Annotated in this window: 24 protein-coding genes; 8 read left to right on the plus strand and 16 right to left on the minus strand. The window is 58.4% G+C overall.

What is annotated here, in order from left to right:
- Window positions 1–76: 76 nt before the first annotated feature.
- The 6 genes from ACR0DE_RS15400 to ACR0DE_RS15425 all read right to left on the minus strand — a co-directional run bounded on the left by ACR0DE_RS15400 (window position 77) and on the right by ACR0DE_RS15425 (window position 3,703).
- Window positions 77–910, minus strand: coding sequence for an EAL domain-containing protein (locus tag ACR0DE_RS15400; RefSeq protein WP_170626183.1), 834 nt, complete (start codon window positions 908–910; stop codon window positions 77–79).
- 110 nt (window positions 911–1,020) lie between these two features.
- The gene (locus ACR0DE_RS15405) at window positions 1,021–1,209 is read right to left on the minus strand and encodes a hypothetical protein (protein ID WP_170395750.1); all 189 of its coding nucleotides are present in this window, start codon (window positions 1,207–1,209) and stop codon (window positions 1,021–1,023) included.
- A gap of 90 nt (window positions 1,210–1,299) precedes the next feature.
- Window positions 1,300–2,271, minus strand: coding sequence for a sterol desaturase family protein (locus ACR0DE_RS15410; RefSeq protein ID WP_170395752.1), 972 nt, complete (start codon window positions 2,269–2,271; stop codon window positions 1,300–1,302).
- Complete coding sequence (locus tag ACR0DE_RS15415; RefSeq protein WP_170408353.1) at window positions 2,268–2,654, minus strand: hypothetical protein; 387 nt, start codon at window positions 2,652–2,654, stop codon at window positions 2,268–2,270. The genes ACR0DE_RS15410 and ACR0DE_RS15415 overlap by 4 nt, the downstream gene beginning before the upstream one ends.
- A 59-nt stretch (window positions 2,655–2,713) precedes the next feature.
- Window positions 2,714–3,043: a hypothetical protein gene (locus ACR0DE_RS15420; RefSeq protein WP_170395756.1), complete on the minus strand. Its 330-nt coding sequence runs from the start codon at window positions 3,041–3,043 to the stop codon at window positions 2,714–2,716.
- A 93-nt stretch (window positions 3,044–3,136) separates the two neighbouring features.
- Window positions 3,137–3,703, minus strand: a complete 567-nt coding sequence (locus tag ACR0DE_RS15425; RefSeq protein WP_170395758.1) for a TlpA disulfide reductase family protein — start codon at window positions 3,701–3,703, stop codon at window positions 3,137–3,139.
- Window positions 3,704–3,724: 21 nt separating this feature from the next.
- Here ACR0DE_RS15425 and argH point away from each other — a divergent pair, with 21 nt between their 5' ends.
- The 4 genes from argH (at window position 3,725) to ACR0DE_RS15445 (ending at window position 9,438) form a co-directional block, all read left to right on the plus strand.
- Window positions 3,725–5,113, plus strand: coding sequence for an argininosuccinate lyase (gene argH, locus ACR0DE_RS15430; RefSeq protein ID WP_170408352.1), 1,389 nt, complete (start codon window positions 3,725–3,727; stop codon window positions 5,111–5,113).
- Window positions 5,113–5,295: an argininosuccinate lyase gene (locus ACR0DE_RS15435; protein WP_170395762.1), complete on the plus strand. Its 183-nt coding sequence runs from the start codon at window positions 5,113–5,115 to the stop codon at window positions 5,293–5,295. The genes argH and ACR0DE_RS15435 overlap by 1 nt, the downstream gene beginning before the upstream one ends.
- A gap of 294 nt (window positions 5,296–5,589) precedes the next feature.
- The gene (gene lysA, locus ACR0DE_RS15440; protein ID WP_480592449.1) at window positions 5,590–6,855 is read left to right on the plus strand and encodes a diaminopimelate decarboxylase; all 1,266 of its coding nucleotides are present in this window, start codon (window positions 5,590–5,592) and stop codon (window positions 6,853–6,855) included.
- A 96-nt stretch (window positions 6,856–6,951) separates the two neighbouring features.
- Window positions 6,952–9,438 carry a TIGR02302 family protein gene (locus ACR0DE_RS15445; protein ID WP_480754278.1) on the plus strand — a complete coding sequence of 829 codons (2,487 nt, stop codon included), beginning with the start codon at window positions 6,952–6,954 and terminating at the stop codon, window positions 9,436–9,438.
- Here the strand turns inward: ACR0DE_RS15445 and ACR0DE_RS15450 are convergent.
- On the minus strand, window positions 9,435–10,202 hold the full coding sequence (locus tag ACR0DE_RS15450) for a zinc-ribbon domain-containing protein (protein WP_480754112.1): 768 nt from the start codon (window positions 10,200–10,202) through the stop codon (window positions 9,435–9,437). The two genes, ACR0DE_RS15445 and ACR0DE_RS15450, sit on opposite strands and share 4 nt — an antisense overlap.
- Window positions 10,203–10,384: 182 nt before the next feature.
- Between ACR0DE_RS15450 and ACR0DE_RS15455 the strand changes: the two genes are divergently transcribed.
- From ACR0DE_RS15455 to ACR0DE_RS15470, 4 genes are read left to right on the plus strand one after another with little or no spacing between them, the layout of a single operon-like run.
- Window positions 10,385–11,062, plus strand: a complete 678-nt coding sequence (locus tag ACR0DE_RS15455) for a cell division ATP-binding protein FtsE (RefSeq protein WP_170423929.1) — start codon at window positions 10,385–10,387, stop codon at window positions 11,060–11,062.
- Entirely contained in the window at window positions 11,059–11,958 is a 900-nt protein-coding gene (locus ACR0DE_RS15460) for an FtsX-like permease family protein (RefSeq protein WP_170566285.1), read from the plus strand. Before ACR0DE_RS15455 ends, ACR0DE_RS15460 begins: the two co-directional genes overlap by 4 nt.
- On the plus strand, window positions 11,958–12,698 hold the full coding sequence (locus tag ACR0DE_RS15465; RefSeq protein ID WP_480571499.1) for a lysophospholipid acyltransferase family protein: 741 nt from the start codon (window positions 11,958–11,960) through the stop codon (window positions 12,696–12,698). The genes ACR0DE_RS15460 and ACR0DE_RS15465 overlap by 1 nt, the downstream gene beginning before the upstream one ends.
- Window positions 12,685–13,290 carry a pyridoxamine 5'-phosphate oxidase family protein gene (locus tag ACR0DE_RS15470; RefSeq protein WP_170612867.1) on the plus strand — a complete coding sequence of 202 codons (606 nt, stop codon included), beginning with the start codon at window positions 12,685–12,687 and terminating at the stop codon, window positions 13,288–13,290. Before ACR0DE_RS15465 ends, ACR0DE_RS15470 begins: the two co-directional genes overlap by 14 nt.
- 17 nt (window positions 13,291–13,307) lie before the next feature.
- Here ACR0DE_RS15470 and ACR0DE_RS15475 read toward each other — a convergent pair whose 3' ends face one another.
- The 9 genes from ACR0DE_RS15475 to mdh all read right to left on the minus strand — a co-directional run bounded on the left by ACR0DE_RS15475 (window position 13,308) and on the right by mdh (window position 23,945).
- Window positions 13,308–13,616, minus strand: a complete 309-nt coding sequence (locus ACR0DE_RS15475) for an EthD family reductase (protein WP_170513910.1) — start codon at window positions 13,614–13,616, stop codon at window positions 13,308–13,310.
- 121 nt (window positions 13,617–13,737) lie between these two features.
- Entirely contained in the window at window positions 13,738–15,126 is a 1,389-nt protein-coding gene (gene lpdA, locus ACR0DE_RS15480) for a dihydrolipoyl dehydrogenase (protein ID WP_170465907.1), read from the minus strand.
- A gap of 71 nt (window positions 15,127–15,197) precedes the next feature.
- Window positions 15,198–15,467 carry a hypothetical protein gene (locus ACR0DE_RS15485; protein ID WP_170395780.1) on the minus strand — a complete coding sequence of 90 codons (270 nt, stop codon included), beginning with the start codon at window positions 15,465–15,467 and terminating at the stop codon, window positions 15,198–15,200.
- A 1-nt stretch (window position 15,468) separates the two neighbouring features.
- A complete protein-coding gene (gene odhB / locus ACR0DE_RS15490) occupies window positions 15,469–16,983 on the minus strand; it encodes a 2-oxoglutarate dehydrogenase complex dihydrolipoyllysine-residue succinyltransferase (protein WP_480754115.1) in 1,515 nt (504 codons plus the stop codon).
- Window positions 16,984–16,986: 3 nt separating this feature from the next.
- Window positions 16,987–19,944, minus strand: a complete 2,958-nt coding sequence (locus ACR0DE_RS15495; RefSeq protein WP_480754117.1) for a 2-oxoglutarate dehydrogenase E1 component — start codon at window positions 19,942–19,944, stop codon at window positions 16,987–16,989.
- The gene (locus ACR0DE_RS15500) at window positions 19,941–20,480 is read right to left on the minus strand and encodes a DUF805 domain-containing protein (RefSeq protein WP_480754119.1); all 540 of its coding nucleotides are present in this window, start codon (window positions 20,478–20,480) and stop codon (window positions 19,941–19,943) included. The genes ACR0DE_RS15495 and ACR0DE_RS15500 overlap by 4 nt, the downstream gene beginning before the upstream one ends.
- 34 nt (window positions 20,481–20,514) lie before the next feature.
- Window positions 20,515–21,396, minus strand: a complete 882-nt coding sequence (sucD, locus tag ACR0DE_RS15505) for a succinate--CoA ligase subunit alpha (protein ID WP_010443702.1) — start codon at window positions 21,394–21,396, stop codon at window positions 20,515–20,517.
- An 83-nt stretch (window positions 21,397–21,479) separates the two neighbouring features.
- Window positions 21,480–22,673, minus strand: coding sequence for an ADP-forming succinate--CoA ligase subunit beta (gene sucC / locus ACR0DE_RS15510; RefSeq protein WP_170395786.1), 1,194 nt, complete (start codon window positions 22,671–22,673; stop codon window positions 21,480–21,482).
- 309 nt (window positions 22,674–22,982) lie between these two features.
- Window positions 22,983–23,945: a malate dehydrogenase gene (gene mdh / locus ACR0DE_RS15515; protein WP_170353522.1), complete on the minus strand. Its 963-nt coding sequence runs from the start codon at window positions 23,943–23,945 to the stop codon at window positions 22,983–22,985.
- Window positions 23,946–24,016 lie beyond the last annotated feature (71 nt).

The following is a 24,016-nucleotide window of genomic DNA, read 5'->3' on the forward strand; positions in this document are numbered from 1 at the left end:
CGCAATGCTGCATCTGCAGCAACGGACAGCTTGTCTCAGAGTGAGCCTTGGCGGTGTTCCGCGCGACCAGCTGCTATCAACTGCCCGTTTTTGCAGCTTTTTCCGAGCTCCAGGGCGGAGTGACTGAAGGCGCTCCATACAGAAAGCCCTGCAGACAATCGACACCGTTTGCGATCAGGAAATGAGCATCTTCGTCACTTTCGACCGATTCGGCGGTGACAAGAATTTCGAATTCCCGCGCAACTGCAATCAGTGCGCGCACCAGCGATTGATTGTCGGGATTGCTGCTGATGCCCCTGATGAACTGCCCATCGATCTTGGCGGCATCGAACAGAAATTCACGAAAGTGGCGAAAGCCAAAGTTACTGGCCCCAAAATCATCCAGCGCAAAGGCGATACCGCGGGCTTGTTGGCGATCCATGAAATCTACCACCAGTTCGGGCACCTGCATCGCCGAAGATTCTGAGATTTCCAGAATCAACCTTTCGCCCAAGCTTGCGTCTTTTTTCAGAAACCTATCCAGCACACGCGACCAGTTGGAATAACCGATGGACCGCGCGGACATGTTGATCGACAGGCGGATGCCGGGGTTGCGGATCAGAGTGCGCAGCCCCATTTCAAGCGCGACGCAATCAAGGTCCCGGCCAATTGGCGTGTTCTCAACCTGTGGCATGAACTCGCGCGCGGGGATGACGCGGCCGGTTTCATCCAATACACGGATGAACCCTTCGTAGAACGCGATGCCCTGAGGAGGATGTGCTTGAACGACAGGCTGAAACGCCAGCCTGCATTGTCTATGCTTTACGGCTTCGGTCGCCATCTGTACCACCGATCGATCCCGTGAAGTGACGGCGGCGCTCAAAGGGTCGTCCGATCCCTCGGGCAGGTCTGCGCGTTTCCTGTTTCCCATGACGTACCGTTCCCCTGATCCCGATGATTTTGGCCGGGGCCAGTTTCAGGGAAGACAGGTAAAACCGGGGTTAACGCTCAAAATTTTATCGCAGGTGGCGGGGCGGAAGATCAGTGTGTTGATTGCCAAGCATGACGCAGCGAAGCAGCCGCACCGATAAGCGCTCCTAAAAGTCCCAGCGCGGCCATGACAAATCCCAGCCCCAATAGCGCGGGCATTGCTCCGTTGAGTGCGGCGGTCATTGTGATGACGAGGCCCAGCAAACCTGTGATCGTAGAAATTCTCATCAGCTTTGACATGCGGACCTCCGGAAATGCACTCTTAAAACATCTCAGGGGATATGGAGCGCTTGTGCCAAATTTCAAGCAAAGAAAAGGTCTTTTTGAGACCTAGGCCCGCTTGGCTGTGGAAGCAGGTGATTTGGTGCCGAACTGCTCGAATCCCGGTGTGCCGTGATCTTGCGGATGGCGGACAAGGTGCTTGGCCTTGATCTGTTGGGAATTGTCGCGGCTGCCATCGTGGCTATAGCCCGGAGGGGCAAAACAATAAGCCAGACGTTGGCGCAAGGTCAGGCCCGGTTGGGTGGCGTCCCGCCAGATTCCAACCCATTCATGAAACGCCACGCGCAGCGGATTGAACGTGCCGATATTGTGGACAAGCCCATAGTCGACCTTGTCATCTTCTTGCTCGGGGACAAATGTGCCGAACATCTTGTCCCAGATGATAAAGACACCCGCATAGTTGCAATCAAGATATCGCGCATTTCGCCCATGATGGGCGCGGTGGTGACTGGGCGTATTCATGACGGCTTCGAACCAGCGCGGCATTTTGCCGATCGCTTCGGTATGGATCCAGAATTGGTAGATCAGGTTCAGACCTCCGACGAACAGCACCATCGCCGGGTGAAAGCCCAGCAGGATCAGCGGCGCACGTACCACCATCATGAAGGTGAATGTATAGGTCCAGGTCTGCCGCAGCGCCGTTGTCAGGTTGTAATGCTGTGAGCTGTGGTGGTTCACATGACTGGCCCAGACCCAGCGAATGCGGTGCCCAAAGCGGTGCACCCAGTAATACCGCAGATCGTCCAGTACAAAGCACAAGATGATGACCGGGATCGAGGTCCCTAGGTTGAGCGGTGTGATCTGCCACAGCCACATGAAAAACGCATATGCGATGAAGCCCAGCAAAAAGCCCGAGGCGATATTGCCTGCCCCCATGATTAGCGAGGTCAAGGCATCGCGGGTTTCGTACCTACCGCCCCGGCCTTTGATCGCGATCCAAAGGAATTCGGCAAGAATGGCCGCGATGAAGAAGGGCACGGCCCATTGCACCGCGTCGGGAAAACTCACGTGATCGGTCATGCGGGATCCATCAGATTTTGCCAGTGCTGGCGTTCGGTCTCATCAAGGTGGACGATGACCCGAGGAGTGCTGAAATCGTGGAACAGGACTTCAAAGCCTTCGGGATGATCCAGCCAATCGAAATCCCGTAAATGGCGGGCCACGGTATCGGCACCAAAGGACCACAGCAGGCCGGCTCCGGTTTCGGTTCGGATAAGGGCGGCGTGACCATCATGGGCAACGGTCACGTCAATGATGGAATCATCTGGAAAGTGACGCAGCCACTGTTCGTGCGCTGTCTCGGGCGTCAGCACTTGCAAGCGAGACTTGCCCGTCAGATGCAGCAGCAAGGCGACCCCGGCAATGCCGCCGACGACGAGGATCAATAGTATTTCCAGCGGCATTCCATCCTCCTGCAGATAACCTGCAAGCGGCCGATTTGTCTGTCAAAGGTGGCGTGGCGTCAGCCGCTTTCCAGGCTTTCCAGAATCTCATGCTGGACGATGCGTGCGACAAACGGCATTAACCCGTCAGGGCCAGAGGCCCGATCTTTGAGATGGATGCAGATATCGGGCCTGCGCGCGGCGATGATGCCAACCATTTCTCCGCGTATCTTGTCATCAAGACCCGCGCCCATGATCGCACAGGCGATGCGCGGTTCCGCGTCCAGCTGCCGCCGCACCTCATCCTGATCATGCGCGCCCAGCCACTGAATTGGCAGGTGATCCAGTTGTTGTGCCACGTTGCCGATTACATTCGGCAACCGCCCAATCAACAGAACTACCGGTTTCATCGGAGTCTCCCTTTCTTCCGGTCGCAAACGAAAACCGGCCCGTTGGGGCCGGTCTCATTCTAACACAGATTTTCTGCAAGAGCGCGCGGGACCTCAGCTATTGCCTTCGACAAGCGCTGAAATTATCGCCTTGGCACTGTCCGAGTTCCATTCTGCATCACCGATCAGGCGTGCGATCTCATTGCCATCGGGGTCGATGATCACAGTGATCGGCAGGCCAATCACTCCCATTTCGCGTGCAACCGCCTGTTTCGGATCCTGATGACGCGGCAAGTTGTCGATGCCGTTTTCGTCAAAGAACTTCTTGATCCCGGCAGGTGTGTTGCGACCGGTCGCCAGGGTCAGAACCTCGAATTTGTCACCGCCAAACTCCTGTTGCAGTTCAGCGATCTGAGGCATTTCTTTGCGGCACGGCGCACACCATGTGGCCCAGAAGTTCAGCAGCACATACTTGCCTTTGTAGTCGGCCAGCGATCCGGTGCCACCATCATCTTCTAGTTCAAAATCGACCACTTTGACCGGCTTGGGTTCACTATGCAGGATCAGCCGCTTCAGGCTGCCCTCACGCAATGGGCCAAGCGTTGCCGCATCTGTTGCCAAAGCGGCGTTTGCACCCAGCGCTAGGGCCATATAAAGGGGGATCAGACGTAACAGGCGCATATCAACTCCGGGTTTTCTTTCATGACCGATCAATCTTCGAACCAGATGTGGGGCGGCCGCTTTGCCGCTGGTCCAGACGCGATCATGGAGGCGATAAATGCCTCGATCGGGTTCGATCAGCGGATGGCAGCCCAGGACATCGCAGGCTCGCGCGCCCATGCCGCCATGTTGGCTGCCACAGGCGTTATTACTGATAGTGATGCGCACGCCATTCGGGAAGGCCTGCTCACCGTTTTGTCAGAAATTCAGAACGGAGAATTTCAGTTCTCGACTGCGCTGGAAGACATTCACATGAATGTCGAGGCGCGACTGAAAGAGGTGATCGGAGAACCCGCAGGCCGTCTGCACACGGGCCGGTCGCGAAACGACCAGGTGGCGACCGATTTCAAACTCTGGGTTCGCGACCAGCTAGATGCCGCAGAATCCGGTCTTCTGGCCCTGATCCGCGCGCTTTTGGCGCAGGCCGAGGCCGGGGCGGATTGGGTCATGCCCGGTTTCACCCATTTGCAAACCGCGCAGCCGGTGACATGGGGCCACCACATGATGGCCTATGTCGAGATGTTTGGTCGCGATCTGTCCCGCGTGCGTGACGCCCGTGCCCGGATGAACGAATCCCCCTTGGGCGCAGCCGCGTTGGCCGGGACCTCTTTCCCAATCGACCGCCAGATGACAGCTGAGGCGCTGGGCTTCGACCGCCCCGCAGCCAATTCACTGGACGCTGTCAGCGACCGCGATTTCGCATTGGAGTTCCTGTCGACCGCCTCGATTTGCGCCATGCACTTGTCGCGCTTTGCCGAGGAACTGGTAATCTGGTCCTCGGCCCAATTCCGGTTTGTATCACTGTCTGATCGCTTCTCGACTGGTTCATCAATCATGCCGCAAAAGAAGAACCCCGATGCAGCTGAGCTCATCCGTGCCAAGGTTGGCCGCATATTTGGTGCGAATACTGGCCTGATGATGGTGATGAAGGGGCTGCCGCTGACCTATTCCAAGGACATGCAGGAAGACAAAGAACAGGTATTTGATGCGGCAGATAACTGGATGCTGGCACTTGCCGCGATGGAAGGCATGGTCAAGGACATGACCGCCAATCGCGAAAGCCTGGCTGCCGCTGCCGGGTCTGGCTTTTCAACTGCGACCGACCTAGCCGACTGGTTGGTCCGCGTGCTGGGCCTGCCCTTCCGCGACGCGCACCATGTCACTGGATCGCTGGTGGCCATGGCTGAAAGCAAGGGCTGCGACCTACCGGATCTGACGCTGGAGGACATGCAATCGGTCCACGCGGACATCACCGACGACGTCTATTCTGTTCTTACCGTCGAAAATTCGGTAAACTCTCGCCAATCCTATGGCGGCACCGCACCGGATCAGGTGCGGGCCCAGATCAAGCGATGGAAGGCGCTGGTGTAATGCAGATACGACGGGTGGTGCTATTGATTGCGGTCGCAGCGGCCTTGGCTGGGTGTGGTGCCGATGGCGAACCCATACAGCCCACCATGAGCGCAAGCGTCGGCGTAGGCAGCAGCGGCACCTATGGCGGTGTTGGCGTTGGTCTCAGACGCGGTGGGCTGGGCGTTTATCTGGGGCTCTGAACTCCAAAATTGCAATTTGCTGATCGCACACCCATCTGCATCTGACACGTCCTGAATGACAAAGAGAAAATGCATGAGACCTGTCGGCCTGATCCTCTGCCTCGCCGTACTTGCAGCTTGCGACCCGTCAGGCGCACCCCGAACGGAACCAACGGCCGCACCTAGCGGGTCCGGGGTCTCGGTTTCAGGATATGCGAGGGTTGGCGCGTCAAAGACGTTCTGAACCGCGACGGTGACGACAACCCTACCGGAATCATTTGATCCACATACCTCTTTTGGTCTAAGCGCGCAGGCATGGATCATTTTCTCTACCGCGACGGCGCGCTTTTCGCCGAGGATGTGCCAATCTCCGAAATCGCAGCCGCGGTCGGAACCCCGTTCTATGTCTATTCGACGGCGACGCTGCAGCGGCATTTCAAGCTGTTCGATGACGCGCTTGAGGGCACTGATCACCTTATCTGCTATGCGATGAAAGCGGCCAGCAATCAGGCCATCCTGAAGACGCTGGCGCAAGCTGGCGCGGGGATGGATGTGGTTTCGGGCGGGGAATATCTGCGCGCCAAAGCCGCAGGCGTACCCGGAGACAAGATCGTCTTCTCTGGCGTCGGCAAAACGGCGGATGAGATTCGCACCGCTCTGACTGGTGGCATTCGTCAGTTCAACGTCGAATCTGAACCCGAAATGCAGGTGATTAACGCGGTTGCACAAGAATTGGGCAAGGTTGCGCCGATCACCGTCCGGGTGAACCCGGACGTGGATGCAAAGACCCACGCCAAGATTGCCACCGGCAAATCTGAAAACAAGTTCGGCATCCCGATCTCGCGCGCGTCCGAGGTTTATGCGCTGGCCGCCAGCCTGCCGGGGTTGGAGGTGATTGGGATCGACGTCCATATCGGCTCACAACTGACCGAGCTGGAACCGTTTGAACTGGCCTACAATAAGGTCGCCGAGCTGACCGAGCGTCTGCGCGCAGAGGGGCATAACATCCGCCGCCTTGATCTGGGCGGTGGCTTGGGTATTCCCTATGCCCGTTCCAACGACGCGCCTCCGCTGCCGGTTGAATATGGTGCGATGGTCAAGAAAACACTGGGCCATCTGGGCTGCGAGATCGAGATTGAGCCCGGTCGGCTGATCGCTGGCAATGCGGGTCTGATGGTGTCCAAGGTCATCTATGTTAAATCCGGCGAAGACCGCGATTTCCTGATCCTCGATGGCGCAATGAACGACCTGATCCGCCCCGCGATGTATGAGGCGTATCATGATATAGTGGCGGTCGAAGAACCTGCCGCAGGGGTCGAACAGCGCCCGTATGATATCGTTGGTCCGGTCTGTGAATCCGGGGATACCTTTGCAAAACAACGCAACATGCCGGCTTTGAAATCGGGCGATCTTATCGCATTCCGCAGTGCAGGTGCCTACGGTGCAGTCATGTCTAGCGAATACAATACGCGGCCCCTGATCCCTGAGGTTCTGGTGAACGGGGATCAATTTGCCGTAATTCGTGAACGCCCAAGCTTTGACGAAATCATAAACCGCGATACCATACCTGAGTGGCTTTGACGCGATAGGCGCGTCGGGCCGATCAGGAGGCCCGCCTTGCGCGACAACCAGACCTTGCCAATTCCAAGACTGTCCCTGTGGCTGACGCACGGGGGTATGCTGGCTGAGCAGGTGATGCGCGCCTTCTGGCCGTTCTTTTCTATTCTTATGGCGCTGCTGGCCGCCCTGATGCTGGGTCTGCACGATCTTGTGCGCATTGAAGCCGTTTGGATTTCTGCAGCGGTCGGATTGATTGCTTTAATTGCGACAGCGGTTTTGGGAATCAGACGGTTCCACCTGCCAACCCGGGCCGAGGCGCTGGTTCGGCTGGATGAAACCCTGCCCGGACGCCCGATACAAGCACTGATGGACGATCAGGCAATCGGTGCGATGGATGCGGATTCGGTGGCACTGTGGCATGCGCACCAGACGCGCATGGCAGATCGTGCATCAAAGGCCGATCCGGTGAAACCCGACTTGCGGCTGGCGTCTCGCGATCCCTATGCGCTTCGCTATGCTGCCTTATTGGCACTCGTCGTTGCGGCTCTGTTCGGCTCGTTCTGGCGGATAGGCTCGGTCGCTGACATGACGCCGGGGACCGCTCAGGCGGGGCAGGGCCCGACTTGGGAGGGTTGGGTTGAACCGCCGCGCTACACCGGGCTGCCAACGCTCTATCTGGCCGATCAGACCGATCCAACATTGACAGTGCCCAAAGGCAGCCGCATCACGCTTCGATTTTATGGCGAAGTCGGCGCACATAGTCTGACGGAAACTTCGACGCCTCTGGGCACACAAGCCGCGACGGACCCGGAACAAGAATTTGTTGCGGAACGCTCGGGCCAGATGCGGATTGATGGCCCGGCAGGGCGCGATTGGGCGCTTGAGATCCTTCCAGACACTGCGCCCAGGATCGCGACGGCAGGAGTGGCGCAATCAGAGGCTGGCGGACAGATGAAGCTGCCCTTCGCTGCTGCGGATGACTATGGAATCGTCTCCGGCACAGCCCGGATTGAATTGGACCTGCCAGCGGTCAACCGTCAATTCGGTCTTGCGACCGAGCCTGAACCGCGCGAGATCATTACGGTCGAGTTGCCAATGCCGATTACAGGCGATCGGACCGATTTCACCGAAGACTTGATCGAGGATTTCTCGCAGCACCCTTGGGCACATTTGCCGGTAAAAATAACCCTCATGGCTATCGACGCGTCAGATCAAGAGACGGTGGCAGAACCTTATCTGACAGAACTGCCAGCCCGTAGGTTCTTTGACCCATTGGCTGCTGCGGTGATCGAACAGCGGCGCGATCTGCTCTGGTCGCGCGAAAATGCGCTGCGTGTATCGCAATTGCTGCGTGCGGTTTCGCACCTACCCGAGGACCTGTTCCGCTCAGATACAGCGTATCTGCGTCTGCGTGTGATCCTGCGGCGGCTGGAGACCTTCGACAAATACGGCGCACTGAACGTCAAACAGCAGGAAGAAGTTGCGCAAGCACTGTGGGATCTGGCGGTTCTGATCGAGGATGGCACGCTGGCCGACGCATTGGAACGGATGCGTCGTGCGCAGGAGCGTCTGACCGAAGCGATGCAGAACGGTGCCAGCGACGAAGAGATTGCCGAACTGATGCAGGAGCTGCGCGAAGCGACACAGGATTACATGCGGCAACTCCAGCGTCTGGCGCAGGAAAACGGTGAGACGCAGCAAGGACAGCAGGGCCAGAACGGCGAAACCCTGCAGATGACGCAGGATGACCTGCAGCGAATGATGGACCGCATTCAGGAGCTCATGGAACAAGGCCGCATGGCCGAGGCGCAGCAGGCATTAGAAGAGTTCCAGCAAATGATGGAAAACATGCGCGTCACACAAGGGCAGGGCCAAGGTGGCCAGTCCGAAGGACAGCAGGCCATGGAAGGGCTGGCAGAAACCCTGCGCGAACAACAGGGCCTCAGCGATCAGGCATTCCGCGACCTGCAGGAACAGTTCAACCCCGGTGCGCAAGCGGGCGAAAGTCAGGACAATGAGGGTCGCAACGGTGGTCTGGGACGCGGCCAGAGCCATGAAGGCCAAGGCGGCCAGGGCCAGGGTCAGGATGAGGCTGGTGAAGGCCAGCAAGGTCAGGGGACACTGGCGGATCGGCAGCAGGCGCTGCGGGATGAGTTGAGTCGGCAACAACAAGGTCTGCCCGGCGGTGGTACACCCGAAGGCGACGCTGCGCGCGAAGCATTGGGCCGTGCGGGCCGGGCCATGGACGACGCCGAAGACGCCTTGCGCAGCGATGATCTGGCCGAGGCGATTGACCGTCAATCCGAGGCGATGGAAGCCCTGCGCGAAGGCATGCGTTCACTGGGCGAAGCCCTGGCGCAGAACCAGCAGAACCAGCCGGGTCAAGGGACCGAGGCCGGCGACATGCAGGCCAATAACCGCGATCCATTGGGTCGTACGCCAGGTTCCGCGGGATCAATCTCGACCGACGACAACTTGCTGCAAGGCGAAGATGTATATCGCCGTGCGCGCGAGTTGCTGGATGAAATCCGCCGTAGGACCGGTGAACAGGATCGGCCTCTGATCGAGTTGGAATACCTCAAGCGATTGCTCGAAAGGTTCTAGTTCTGCCCTGCGCCCCCGGTCTGTGTCTCAAGCCAAAGGCGCGCTTGATCGACCAGTGAGACATATGATTTCAGCATCGGATCAGCCTGAGGAACCGCCTCGCTGATCTGATTGGCGTTTCCATATATCAGAAACAGAATGACGCCGATGATAATGATCAAGGCAAAGCCACGCAGAAACCCACCGGATTTGCGGGCCGGAGCAACGGCTTCAGCTTCGTCCGATGTCAAGTCGCTGCGCAGACCCGAGTTGATCGCCTCAACATCCGGCAGCTCATCTTTCTGACCTGCGTCAGCGGCGGTTTCAGTGGCCGAGGGCCGTTTCGGTTTGACCTTGGGCTCTTCAGGCGGATCCAATGCCAGATCAGGTTGGCTTTCCAGATTGCTGCCTTCACGCTCGCGCAGCTCTGCCTCGCGTGCAGCCTCTTCCTTGAGGATGCTAGATACCGCCGGGTCTACGTTTCCAACACTCAATTCCTCGGGCGCATCGGGTTCTGGTGTGTCTTCTGCCTTAACCTTTTCTGGCTCGGCCTTGGCCGCATCGGGTTCTGGCGCATCTTCTGACTTAACATCTTCCGGTTCGGCAAAGGCTGCCTGGATTGCAGGTGCAGATTTCGCTTCCGGCTCTGCTTTGCTGGCGACTGGATATTTTTCCTGAAACCAGGTCTCTTCGCAAGCCGAGCATTGAACTTCGCGCCCGTCCTCGGGGATCACTTCGTCCGGGACTTCGTACTGGGCGCTGCAATTCGGACACGTTAAACGCATTCTGCCTCCTGGCCTTCAAGGCTGGCCTGATAATAGTTTTTTCAGGGATGATATTCCGTTAAGACCCAACAGCAAAGCGTGTTTTCGGTTTCGCGGGCCAAGTGTCGCCAATTGGCCCCGCCCAAGGCATTGAATCCACCGCTGCGCTCGGGCAAGAGGTGAGCAGAACAAAGGGGGCAGGCGTGATCGAGCTGGAGAATATCAGCTATACCTACGGCGGTGGTGAGTTGCTAAGCGATGTTTCGCTGCAATTACAGCCCGGATCGTTCCACTTTCTGACCGGGCCTTCGGGTGCGGGCAAGACCACATTGCTGAAACTCTGTTATGGCGCGTTGTTGCCAACCTCGGGCAGGTTGATGGCCTTTGGCGAGGATATCGCCCGCATGGACCGTGATCAGATGGCGCTGCTGCGCCGCCGAATTGGCGTGGTGCATCAGGATTGCCGATTTTTGGATCACATGACGCTGGCCGAGAATGTCGCGTTGCCGCTGATGGTCTCGGGGCGCTCTGAAAATGGGCAGCAGGACGATCTGACCGAACTGCTGGGCTGGGTCGGGCTTGGCAGCAGGCTTGAGGCGCACCCGCCTGAACTATCGGGGGGCGAACGCCAGCGTGCCGCATTGGCCCGCGCAGTCATCCTATCGCCCGATGTGGTGCTTGCGGATGAACCCACCGGCAATGTGGACTGGGAGATGTCGCAACGACTTCTGCGCCTGCTGGTTGAATTGAACAGGATGGGAAAAACCGTGCTGATCGCCACCCATGACCTAAGCCTGATCCGCGCCGCCAAAAGCCAGGTTCAGGCTCGCGTTCTGCGCATCGCGCAGCGCCGGGTGCAGCTTGCGGGGGCGGATCTATGAGCAAGGGCACGATCCGCAACCTGCTGCGCCGCGACACCCGTGCCGACCGGGTGGTGCCACCCACGGGCTTTACGGCGCAATTGACCCTGTTCGTGTCTGGCGCAATGGCCTTTCTGGCGGTGTTTGCGCTGGCTCTTTCGTTAGCCTCGGGCCGTGTGGCGGATCGTTGGGCTTCAGAGTTGGCGGGGGCAGCGACCTTGCGGATCAATGCCCCTGCAGATCAACGTGCGGCGCAAACCGAGGCTGCTTTGAACGTCCTCCAGCAAACGCCGGGTGTGGCTTCGGCTCGCGCGTTGACGAGCGAAGAGCAGGCCACACTGCTGTCACCCTGGTTCGGACCGGACTTGCCTCTGGACACTTTACCAATCCCGCAGCTGATAGAGATTATCGAAGGTGAGCCGGGTCTTGATGCGGCTGGCCTGCGGCTGCGGCTAGGGGCTGAGGTGCCGGGCGCAGTGCTGGATGATCACACTCGCTGGCGCGAACCATTGGTTGATGCGGCCAATTCACTGCGGCGTCTGGGCTGGATTTCGATCCTGCTGATCGGTGGCGCCACTGCCGCCATGATCACGCTTGCCGCCAACGCCTCGCTTGCCGCCAACGCGCAGATAATCGAGGTTCTGCGCCAGGTCGGCGCGCGGGACCGGTTCATCGCCGGAGCGTTCGTGCGCCGCTTTACGTTCCGGGCGCTGTTTGGGGCAGCGGTTGGCACTTTGCTGGGCATGACGGGTGTATTGTTGCTCCCTGAAGCCTCGGATGCGGGTGGTTTTCTCACTGGCCTTGGATTTCAGGGTATCGGTTGGATCCTGCCCGTGCTGATCCCGGTATTGGGCGCGGCCGTTGCGTTTCTGGCCACATGGTCAGCCGCGCAGCGCAAGTTGAAGGAGCTTTCGTGATGTTCATGGCTATTCAATGGGTCCGGTCGCTGATCTTTATGATCACCATCTATGCCTGGATGCTGGTGCTGGGGCTTGTCTTTGCCCCCTATGCGCTGTTCGCCAAGCGTGGCGCATTGCGAGCATGCAAAACCTATGCGCGCACAACTAAGTGGTTGGCCCGCTGGATGGTTGGTATTCGCTGCGAAGTGCGCGGGGAAGTCCCACATGGCGAGGTTGTGATCGGCGCCAAGCACCAGTCGTTTCTGGACATCATTATAATCTTCGACGCCATCCCACACGGCAAATTCATCATGAAGCGAGAGCTTCTGTGGACGCCGGTCATTGGCATGTATGCGCGCCGTCTGGGATGTATCCCGGTCAATCGCGGAAAACGAGGGGCGGCGGTTGCCAAAATGGTCAAGGATGTTGCGCGCGAGTTCAGCGAACCCGGTCAGTTGGTGATCTACCCGCAAGGTACGCGCGTCGCGCCAGGGGTACACAAGCCTTACAAGGTTGGAACGGCGGTTCTGTATGAAGGGCTCGGGTTCCCGTGCGTACCCGTTGCCACAAATGCGGGCGTCTTCTGGCCCAGAACCGGTGTCATGCGCAAGCCCGGCACGGCGATTGTCGATTTCCTAAATCCAATCGAACCCGGCGTTGCGCGGAATGCCTTTCTGGAACGGCTGGAAAACGTGATTGAGACACGCTCGAACGAATTGATGAGAGAAGTGGGGTTTGATCCGGATGGAATTCGTTAAGGATATCACTGCCCTTGAGGCTCTGTATGGCACGCCCGGCGCAGCCTCCATACGCAAAGTGGCGCGGCGGCTAACACCGCTCTACCGCAAATGGATTATGGCCTCACGCTTGTGTATCCTCAGCACCGTCGGCTCCGAAGGTGTCGATGGCAGCCCGCGTGGAGATGAAGGGCCAGTTGTGTTGGAACTGGACCAAGGCACCCTGGCACTGCCGGATTGGCGGGGAAACAACCGCTTGGATTCCCTGCGAAATATCGTACTCGATCCACGCGTCTCATTGTTGTTCATGGTGCCCGGTTCGAACAATGTGGTTCGGGTAAATGGGAACGCTCAACTGACTGCTGATGAAGCCCTGCGCGCCCGGTTCGAAAAACACGGAAAACGCCCCGCAACCGTCATCGTAATCGAGATATCCGAGATTTACACACAATGCGCGCGCGCCCTGATCCGGGCCAGAACCTGGAGTGGCCACGATGAAAGCGAGGGCCTGCCGACGGCTGGCGAGATATTGTCGGAAATGACGTCAGGAGAGGAAGGCGGCGCGCAATATGATCAGGAATGGGGTGCCCGCGCCGCTAAAACCATGTGGTAGGCAAGGATGGCTCTGATTCAGCCGATCACCTCACCGATCAGCATCTGCGGTTTGACATTGGTGAAGTTTGGCAGATCGGCCAGGACAGGGCCTGCCTTTGACATAGCGTCGTTCATGGCGTCCTGATCTTCAAACATGATCGTTGCGATCGCGTAATGACCTGCTGGCGCTTCAGGGCCTCCCGCAATGCCTTTGGTTACGACCGTACGTTCGATATGTGACCCCATGTGCTCGCCGACAAGCGGAAGATGTGTGTCGACATAATAGTCGAAATCGAAATGTGTTTCTGTACCTATGGGATAGATCACCTGTAAACTGACGCTCATCTGACTTCCTTTCCAAAAGCAATGGAGTCAGTAAACCGCGTCTGATCACCTGCCGCAAATGGTTTTGAGCGACACGGGGTGCCGCTCAAGGAGACTAGGTAGAGGACCTGCTCAGGTTTGGTCAGCTATGAATTGGCCCGTCACCACAGGCGAGCGCTGCCTCGCGCACTGCTTCGGAATAGGTCGGGTGAGCGTGACAGGTCAGGGCCAGATCTTCGGCTGATGCGCCGAATTCCATGGCGACGCAAACCTCGTGGATCAGGTCTCCGGCCGCGGGGCCGATGATATGCGCGCCCAGAATGCGATCGGTTTCTTTGTCTGCCAGAATCTTGACGAACCCGTCGGCTGCGAAATTCGCCTTGGCCCGGCCATTGCCCATGAACATGAACTTGCCGACCTTGTAGGCGCGGCCCTGTTCTTTGAGTGTCGCTTCGGTCTCACCCACATTGGCCACCTCGGGCCAAGTGTAGATGACCCCCGGAATGACACCATAGTTCACATGACCATGCTTGCCTGCAACCTGCTCGGCTGCGGCCATGCCCTCGTCTTCAGCCTTGTGGGCCAGCATCGGGCCTTCGGTCACGTCGCCGATGGCGTAGATGCCCGGCACGTTGGTCTGCCAATCACTACCGACCTTGATCTGGCCGCGCGGGGTCATCTCGACGCCCAAAGCGTCCAGCCCCAGCCCATCCGAATATGGCTTGCGCCCGGTGGCCACCAGCACGGTATCAGCATCGATGACGTGCTCGCTGTCATCCTTGAGCAGCTTGTACGTTACCTTGGCTTTGGTCTTGGTGGCTTCGGTCTTTTGCACCGCAGCGCCCATGACGAACTTCAAACCCTGTTTCTTCAGGATGCGCTGGAAAGTCTTCTGAACCTCGGGGTCCATACCCGGCGTGATTTCCTTGAGGAATTCGATCACCGTCACCTCTGCGCCCAAACGGCTGTAGACCGAGCCCAATTCAAGCCCGATCACACCGGCACCTATCACAATCATTTTCTTGGGAACTTTGCCCAGAGACAACGCGCCAGTCGAAGTCACTACGACCTTTTCGTCAACCTCGACGCCGGGCAGCGCTGACGGCTCAGAACCCGACGCGATAATGATGTTCTTGGTCTCATGGACCTCATCACCAACCTTGACCTTGCCCGCAGCAGGGATTGAGCCCCAGCCTTTCAGCCAATCGATCTTGTTCTTCTTGAACAGAAACTCGATGCCCTTGGTGTTGCCATCGATCACCTCGTCCTTGTAGGCCTGCATCTGCTTCCAATCGACCGAAGGTGACTTCCCCTTCAGACCCATCTTTGCAAAGTTGTGTTCGGCTTCGTGCAACTGATGGCTGGCATGCAACAATGCTTTCGAGGGGATGCAGCCAACGTTCAGGCAAGTCCCACCCAGCGTCTCGCGCCCCTCGACAACTGCGGTTTTAAGGCCCAGTTGGGCGCAACGGATGGCGCAGACATAGCCGCCGGGTCCGGCGCCGATTACGATGACGTCATAATTTGCCATTACATTCTCCTAAATCGACCGGGTGATCCGGCAGCGTCCCGATCCGGTATGGCGGGTCGGGTACCTATATTTCAAACGGGTTCCAGCAGCTTGATTGATATATGCGCAATTCCGCCGCGTTCATGGTGCATCGCCAGTTCTTCGGACCCAAAAAAGGCTTTGGCCTTATCCAGATTCATAACCTCGAACATCGCTATCGCATGATCCCGCTGATCTGGATCGCGCCAGACATGCAGGTCGCGGATACCCGCGGCCTTGCGCATCGGTTGATCCTCGCGGAACACTTTCAGCCAGGCATCGAAATCGGCCACATCGGCTTGCCACAGTACATGAGTCGCCATCTTACAGATCCATCAGCAGACGGCGCGGGTCTTCCAGCGCCTCTTTTACGCGGACAAGGAATGTCACAGCACCCTTGCCGTCCACAATACGGTGATCATAGGACAGCGCCAGATACATCATCGGGCGGATTTTGATCTCACCATTGATGACCATGGGACGATCCTGGATCTTGTGCATGCCCAGAATGCCCGATTGCGGCGGGTTCAGGATCGGTGAAGACATCAGCGAGCCGTAGACGCCTCCGTTCGAGATCGTGAAAGTGCCGCCCTGCATTTCCGCCATCGAGAGTTTACCATCACGGGCGCGCTTGCCCTTTTCGGCGATGGCTTTCTCGATCGCTGCGAAAGACATCGAGTCCGCATCCCGGATGACTGGAACCACCAGCCCTTGCGGCGTACCTGCGGCCACACCCATATGCACGAAGTTCTTGTAGACGATGTCAGTGCCGTCGATCTCGGCATTCACTTCGGGCACTTCTTTCAGCGCATGACAGCAGGCCTTGGTGAAAAAGGACATAAAGCCCAGACGTACGCCATGCTTCTTCTCGAACTGGTCCTTGTACTGGTTGCGCAAAGCCATCACCTCAGTCATGTCCACCTCGTTATAGGTGGTCAGGATCGCGGCGGTGTTCTGCGCGTCCTTCAGGCGCTTGGCGATGGTCTGGCGCAGACGGGTCATGCGCACGCGCTCTTCGCGGCTCGCATCCTCGGCAGCCACAGGCGCGCGCGTAGCTTGGGCAGCGGGGGCAGGCACAGCCGCCGCAGGCGCTGGGGCCGTAGCTGCTGCAACTGCCTTTGCCACGTCTTCTTTCATGATACGACCATCGCGTCCGGTGCCAGTGACCTGATCCGCAGACAGACCGGCTTCGGCCATCGCTTTCTCAGCCGATGGAGCGTTGGACACGTCTTTACCTGTGCTGGCTGCAGCCGGAGCGGCGACGGCTGCCACCGGAGCCGCTGCCGCACCTGCGGCTGCGCCCGAGATCACCGCCAATTTGGCAGAAGCATCGACCGTGCTGCCTTCAGGCGCAACGATTTCAGCCAGAACGCCTGACGCCGGGGCAGGGACCTCGACCGAGACCTTGTCGGTTTCCAGTTCGCACAGCATTTCATCCTGTGCAACGCTGTCGCCGACCTGTTTGAACCATGTCGAGACTGTAGCCTCGGTGACGGATTCACCCAATGTCGGCACCATCACATCTACACTGCCGCCTGATGCTGCGGGTGCCGCTGCCGCCGGGGCCGGGGCCGCCGCTGCCGGAGCAGGCGCAGCTCCTTCGCCCGCCGCAATCGTGGCAAGCAGGGCATCGACGCCCACGGTCTCACCTTCGGCTGCAACGATCTCGCCCATCACGCCAGCAGCGGGTGAGGGCACTTCGACCGTGACCTTGTCGGTCTCAAGTTCACATAGCATCTCATCTACGGCGACTGCATCGCCGGGTTTTTTGAACCAAGTCGCAACGGTGGCTTCGGTGACAGACTCGCCCAGCGTGGGAACACGAACTTCAATCGTCATCGTTTACTTTCCTTCAATGCTCAGCGCTTCGTTCACCAGCGCTTCTTGTTGGGCTTTGTGTTGGCTGGCCAAACCCGTCGCGGGCGAGGCCGAAGTTGCGCGACCGGCATAGACCGGACGAGTGTGTTTTGCGCCAATGCGGGTCAGAACCCATTCGATATTGGGCTCAATAAAGGTCCAAGCCCCCTGGTTCTTGGGTTCTTCCTGACACCAGACCATCTCGGCCCCCTTGAAGCGCTCAAGCTCGTTGATCAGCGAATGCGCGGGGAAAGGATAGTATTGCTCGATCCGCATTAAGTAGATGTCGTCGATGCCACGCGCGTCGCGTTCCTCAAGCAGATCAAAATAGACCTTGCCCGAGCACATGACGACCCGCTTGATCTTGTCATCTGCCACCAGTTTAGTGTCCGAGTTGCCCTGTTGAGCATCATCCCACAGCACCCTATGGAAGCTCGAGCCTGTGGTGAATTCCTCGGCCTTGCTGACCGCCAGCTTATGGCGCAGCAGCGACTTCGGCGTCACCAGGATAAGCGGCTTGCGGAAGGTCCGGTGCAATTGACGGCGCAGGATGTGGAAATAGTTCGCAGGCGTTGTGCAGTTCGCCACGATCCAGTTGTCCTGACCGCACATTTGCAGAAACCGCTCAAGCCGTGCAGATGAGTGTTCTGGGCCTTGCCCTTCGAACCCATGCGGCAGCAGCGTGACCAGACCAGACATCCGCAGCCACTTCGATTCACCCGAACTGATGAACTGATCGAACATGATCTGCGCCCCGTTGGCGAAATCGCCAAACTGTGCCTCCCAGAGAACAAGCGCGTTGGGCTCGGCCAGTGAATAGCCATACTCAAACCCAAGCACCGCGTATTCGGACAGCATCGAGTCAATCACGTCATAATGTGATTGGCCCTTGCGGATATTGTTCAGCGGGTAATACCGTTCCTCGGTTTCCTGATGGACAAATCCGGAATGGCGTTGGCTGAATGTGCCCCGCGTCGCGTCCTGTCCGGCCAAACGTACAGGGTAGCCTTCGGTCAGCAGAGAGCCAAACGCCAGAGCCTCGCCCGTTGCCCAGTCAAAGCCGGTTCCGTTTTCGAACATCTGTTTCTTGTGGTCCAGCAACCGGCCCACGGTTTTGTGCATCGCAAAACCTTCGGGGGCGCTGGTCAGAGCGGTGCCGATCTCGGCCAGCGCCTCTGGTGTAATTGCGGTTTCACCGCGCATGTATTCGTCTTTGTGCTTGTCCAGATGCGACCAGCGCCCATCCAGCCAGTCGGCTTTGTTTGGCTTGTAGTCTTTCCCGGCATCGAACTCTTCATTCAGATGTGCCTGAAAGGCCGCCTTCATGTCTTCAATCTCGCCTTCGGGGATAAGCCCGTCCCTGACAAGGCGCTCGGTATACAACGACAACGTGGTTTTATGCGTCTTGATCTTCTTGTACATGATCGGGTTGGTGAACATGGGTTCGTCACCCTCGTTATGACCAAACCGGCGGTAGCAGAAGATATCCAGCACCACGTCCTTGTGAAACTTCTGACGGAACTCGGTCGCCACCTTAGCGGCATGCACCACCGCCTCGGGGTCGTCGCCGTTCACATGGAAGATGGGAGCTTCAACCATCAGCGCGATATCCGTGGGATAAGGGCTGGAGCGGCTGAAATGTGGCGCGGTGGTAAAGCCGATCTGGTTGTTTACCACGATATGCATGGTGCCGCCGGTCTTGTGCCCCTTCAGGCCCGACAGGCCAAAGCCTTCGGCGACAACGCCCTGACCGGCAAAGGCCGCATCACCGTGCAGGAGGATGCCCATCACCTTGGTGCGGTCTTCGTCGTTCAACTGGTCCTGCTTGGCACGGACCTTGCCCAGAACCACCGGGTTCACTGCCTCAAGGTGGCTTGGGTTTGCGGTCAGCGACAGGTGAACGCTATTGCCATCGAACTCCCGGTCGCTTGACGCGCCGAGATGATACTTCACGTCGCCTGATCCATCCACGTCTTCGGGCTTGAAGCTGCCGCCCTGAAACTCGTTGAAGATCGCGCGATAGGGCTTGCCCATCACATTGGCCAGAATGTTCAGACGACCCCGGTGTGGCATACCGATGACGATATCGCTGAGGCCCAAGGCGCCGCCGCGCTTGATGATTTGTTCCATCGCGGGGATCAGTGCCTCGCCACCATCCAGACCAAACCGCTTGGTGCCCATGTATTTCACATGCAGGAATTTCTCGAAACCCTCGGCTTCGACCATCTTGTTCAGGATCGCCTTGCGGCCTTCCTTGGTGAAGGCGATTTCCTTACCGAACCCCTCGATGCGTTCCTTCAGCCACGCGGCCTCTTCCGGGTTCGAGATATGCATGTATTGCAGCGCGAAGGTGCCGCAATAGGTCCTCTTCACGATCTCGACGATTTGGCGCATGCTGGCCATCTGCAGGCCCAGCACGTTGTCAATAAAGATCGGTCGATCCATGTCAGCATCGGTGAACCCGTAAGTCTTCGGGTCCAGCTCGGGATGCGTACTGGCGGCGCGCATGCCCAGAGGGTCCAGATCAGCTGCCAGATGGCCCCGGATACGATAGGCCCTGATCAGCATCAGCGCCCGCAGGCTGTCCAGCACCGCGCGCTTGATCTGGTCATCGCTGACCTCAACACCCTTGGCCGCCGCCTTGTCCTTGATTTTGTTGCCCGCTGCTTTGGCGTCGATCTCGGCCCACTCGCCAGTCAACGCACCCGTCAGATCATCGGCAGGCATCGGAGGCCAATCGCTGCGCGCCCACGAAGGGCCCTCGGCCTCGCGCTGCACATCCGGCGCGTCATCGCCCATGGCCTTGAAGAACTCGACCCAGGCTGCGTCGACCGCACCGGGGTTCTTGGTGTACTGGGCATAAAGCTGCTCCAGATATTCGGCATTATGCCCCTGCATGAAGCTTGAGGCATGAAAGGCGGTGTTGGGCGAGTGTTCGGTCATTGGGCTACCTCATATGGGTTGGGACCGTATTGGTTGGTGCCTGGTTCGCTGGGGTGGGTCAGCCACCACAGAACCAAGAGGGGCGACACAAACAGGACAAGAAGTGTCGGAATGACAATAAGAAGAGTTGCGCGGGTGAACAGGATATCCAACGTGCCGCCATGGAACTGGCTGGCAAGGCCGATGCCAAAGATCAGGACGGCAAGCGCACCAAGTATCAGCAGGATCGGCAGCAGAGCATAAAGCCCGCTGCGCCCGGTATCATGCATCCGCCGCCATGCAACGGCCAGATGCGGGAAGAAGACAATCAGGCTGACGATGCTTTGGACCGGGCCTGTTGAGGTGGCCGTGACGGATTTGGATGTTTCGGTTTCAGTCACTGCGACCTGAGTGAAGAACTGCCAGTCGATGATCCCGGCAATGATGCTCCAGATCACGATGAACAGGAAAAAAAACCAGTATTCGGGCCGCGAGGCACGGCCCGAAAAGGTGAAAAACTTGGAGAAACAGGTTTTAATGGCTTCGCCGAAAGTCATGTTTACCGCTCCTCCCAAAGCAGTCAAATTCTGGTCAACCGATGGCTTCCAGCACAGCCTCACCCAGCTGCGCCGGGCTTTCGGCCACGACGATACCAGCCGAGCGCATGGCTTCGATCTTGTCCTCGGCGCCGCCTTTGCCGCCGGCGACGATGGCGCCCGCGTGGCCCATGCGGCGGCCAGGAGGGGCCGTGCGGCCCGCGATGAACCCTGCCGTGGGCTTCTTGCGGCCTTTCTTGGCCTCATCCGCCAGGAACTGTGCAGCTTCTTCCTCGGCCGAGCCACCGATTTCACCGATCATGATGATCGACTCGGTTTCGTCATCCGCCAGGAACCATTCCAGCACGTCGATATGCTCGGTCCCTTTGATCGGGTCGCCGCCGATGCCCACGCAGGTGGACTGGCCCAGACCCACATCGGTGGTCTGTTTGACGGCCTCATAAGTCAGGGTACCCGAACGAGACACAACACCGACCGAGCCGCGCTTGTGGATGTGGCCGGGCATGATGCCGATCTTGCAGGCGTCGGGCGTGATGACACCGGGGCAGTTCGGGCCGATCAGGCGCGAGTTCGACCCTTCCAGCGCACGCTTCACCTTCATCATGTCCAGAACGGGGATGCCTTCAGTGATGCAGACGATCACTTCCATCTCGGCATCAATCGCCTCGAGGATCGAATCCGCTGCAAACGGCGGCGGCACGTAGATCACGCTGGCATTGGCTTCGGTCACATGCTTGGCCTCGTGGACCGAGTTGAACACGGGCAGGTCAAGATGTGTCATCCCGCCTTTGCCGGGGGTCACGCCGCCGACCATCTTGGTGCCATAGGCGATGGCCTGTTCGCTGTGGAATGTGCCCTGCGAGCCGGTAAAGCCCTGACAGATCACTTTGGTATTTTCGTCGATGAGGACTGCCATCTGGCGTTCTCCTTTATACGGCAGGCTTCTGCCCGCCAAAATCTTGGGAAAGGCGGGCTGAAGCCCACCCTACGGGATGACACTCAGCCTTTGACGGCCTTCACGATTTTCTCGGCACCGTCTTTCAGATTGTCCGCTGCGATCACATCGAGGCCCGAGGTGTTGATGATCTCTTTGCCCTTCTCGACATTCGTGCCTTCCAGACGCACGACCAGCGGGACCTGCAGGCCCACCTCTTTCACCGCGGCAACGACGCCCTCGGCAATCACATCACAGCGCATGATGCCGCCGAAGATGTTGACCAGAATGCCTTTGACGTTGGGGTCCGAGGTGATGATCTTGAACGCCTCGGTTACTTTCTCTTTGGTCGCGCCACCGCCCACATCCAGGAAGTTGGCAGGCTCGGCACCGTAAAGCTTGATGATGTCCATCGTGGCCATCGCAAGACCGGCACCGTTGACCATGCAGCCGATCTCACCGTCCAGCGCGATGTAGTTCAGGTCGTATTTGGACGCTTCCAGTTCCTTGGGGTCTTCCTCGGTCGTGTCGCGCAACTCGGCAATATCCGGGTGGCGGTATACCGCGTTACCATCAAAGCCGACTTTTGCGTCCAGTACTTTCAGGTCGCCCTTGTCCGAGACGATCAGCGGGTTGATCTCCAGCATCTCCATGTCCTTCTCGACGAAGGCATTGTAGAGCTGGTTCATCAGCTTGACGCATTGCTTGACCTGCGCGCCTTCCAGGCCCAGCGAGAACGCGATGCGGCGGCCGTGATAGGGCTGGTAACCAGTGGCGGGATCAACCGAGAAGGACAGGATTTTCTCAGGCGTCGCAGCGGCCACCTCTTCGATGTCCATGCCGCCTTCGGTCGAGCAGACAAACGAGATGCGGCTGGTCTGGCGATCCACCAGCAGGGCCAGGTAGAGTTCGCGTTCGATGCCGGAACCGGCTTCGATATAGATGCGATTGACCTGCTTGCCTGCGGGGCCGGTCTGATGTGTGACCAGAGTGCGGCCCAGCATCTTCTTGGCTTCCTCCGCCGCTTCTTCCACCGATTTGGTCAGACGGACACCGCCTTTTTCACCGGCGTCGGCCTCTTTAAAGGAACCCTTGCCGCGACCACCCGCGTGGATTTGCGCCTTGACGACCCAAAGCGGCCCGTCCAATTCACCGGCTGCGGTTTTGGCTTCCTCGGCGCGCAGAACTGCGCGACCATCGGAGACCGGAGCGCCATAGCTGCGAAGAAGCGCTTTGGCTTGATATTCGTGAATGTTCATCGAAATTGTCCCGTCTGACTACGATTACACCGTTATAGGGGTGTCTAAGCGCCAAAATTAAAGAGTTTTTTGACGGGTCACGGGAAATTGTCGAAGATTTTCAGTATTTGTGATCACAGGTTTTTGGGGTGTGATCACAAAAATTGCGGGGCGTGGAAATTGATTCGATGATCCGGGATCATGCCCACAAAACACATTCATAGATGAGTTTTGCGACGTTTGCGCGAACATCTTTTAGCCAGCTTGGCACCGTGTAAAAGAAAACCGGCCCGTGAAGAGGGCCGGTTCATTGGTTCTAGGGTTCGTGACTTAGGCCAGCGAGCTGTCGATGCCCTTGCATGCTTCGATCAGGCCCTTAACGGCATTGACCGAATTGTCGAAACCGGCCTGTTCTTCTTCGTTCAGCTTGATGTCGACGACGCGCTCGATGCCACCTGCACCGATTACGGTAGGCACGCCGACATACATGCCGTCGACACCCAGTTCGCCGTTGCAATAGGCAGCACAGGGCAGAACGCGTTTCTGGTCTTTCAGGTAGGCTTCGGCCATTTCGATCGCCGAAGTCGCCGGTGCATAGAAAGCCGAGCCGGTCTTCAGCAGGCCAACGATTTCTGCGCCGCCGTCACGGGTGCGCTGAACGATGGCGTCCAGTTTTTCCTGCGTGGTCCAGCCCATCTCAACCAGATCGGGCAACGGGATACCGGCAACGGTCGAGTAGCGCACCGAAGGCACCATTGTGTCGCCATGGCCTCCCAGAACAAAGGCGGTGACGTCGCGCATGGACACATTGAACTCTTCCGACAAGAAGTGTGCGAAACGGCCCGAGTCCAGAACGCCCGCCATGCCGCAGACTTTGTTATGCGGCAGGCCCGAGAATTCACGCAGCGCCCAAACCATCGCGTCCAGCGGGTTGGTGATGCAGATGACGAACGCATCCGGAGCGTTTGCGGCGATGCCTTCACCGACCGATTTCATGACCTTCAGGTTGATGCCCAGCAAGTCGTCGCGGCTCATGCCCGGCTTGCGCGGCACACCAGCGGTGACGATGCAGACGTCGGCACCGGCGATGTCCTCATAGGACTGGGTGCCTTTTAGCTTGGCGTCGAAGCCTTCCGAGGGGCCGGATTCGGCGATGTCCAGCGCCTTTCCTTCCGGGGTGCCTTCGGCGATGTCGAACAGCACGACGTCACCAAGTTCTTTCATTGCAGCGAGGTGGGCGAGCGTGCCGCCGATCTGACCTGCGCCGATCAGCGCGATCTTGGGTCTGGCCATTTGGAATATCTCCGGTCGGTTTTGAAATCGCGGTTGTGCTAGTCGCAAAAGCGGCGTCACGCAAGCCTTCT

The sequence above is a fragment of the Ruegeria sp. C10 genome (genome assembly GCF_056537805.1).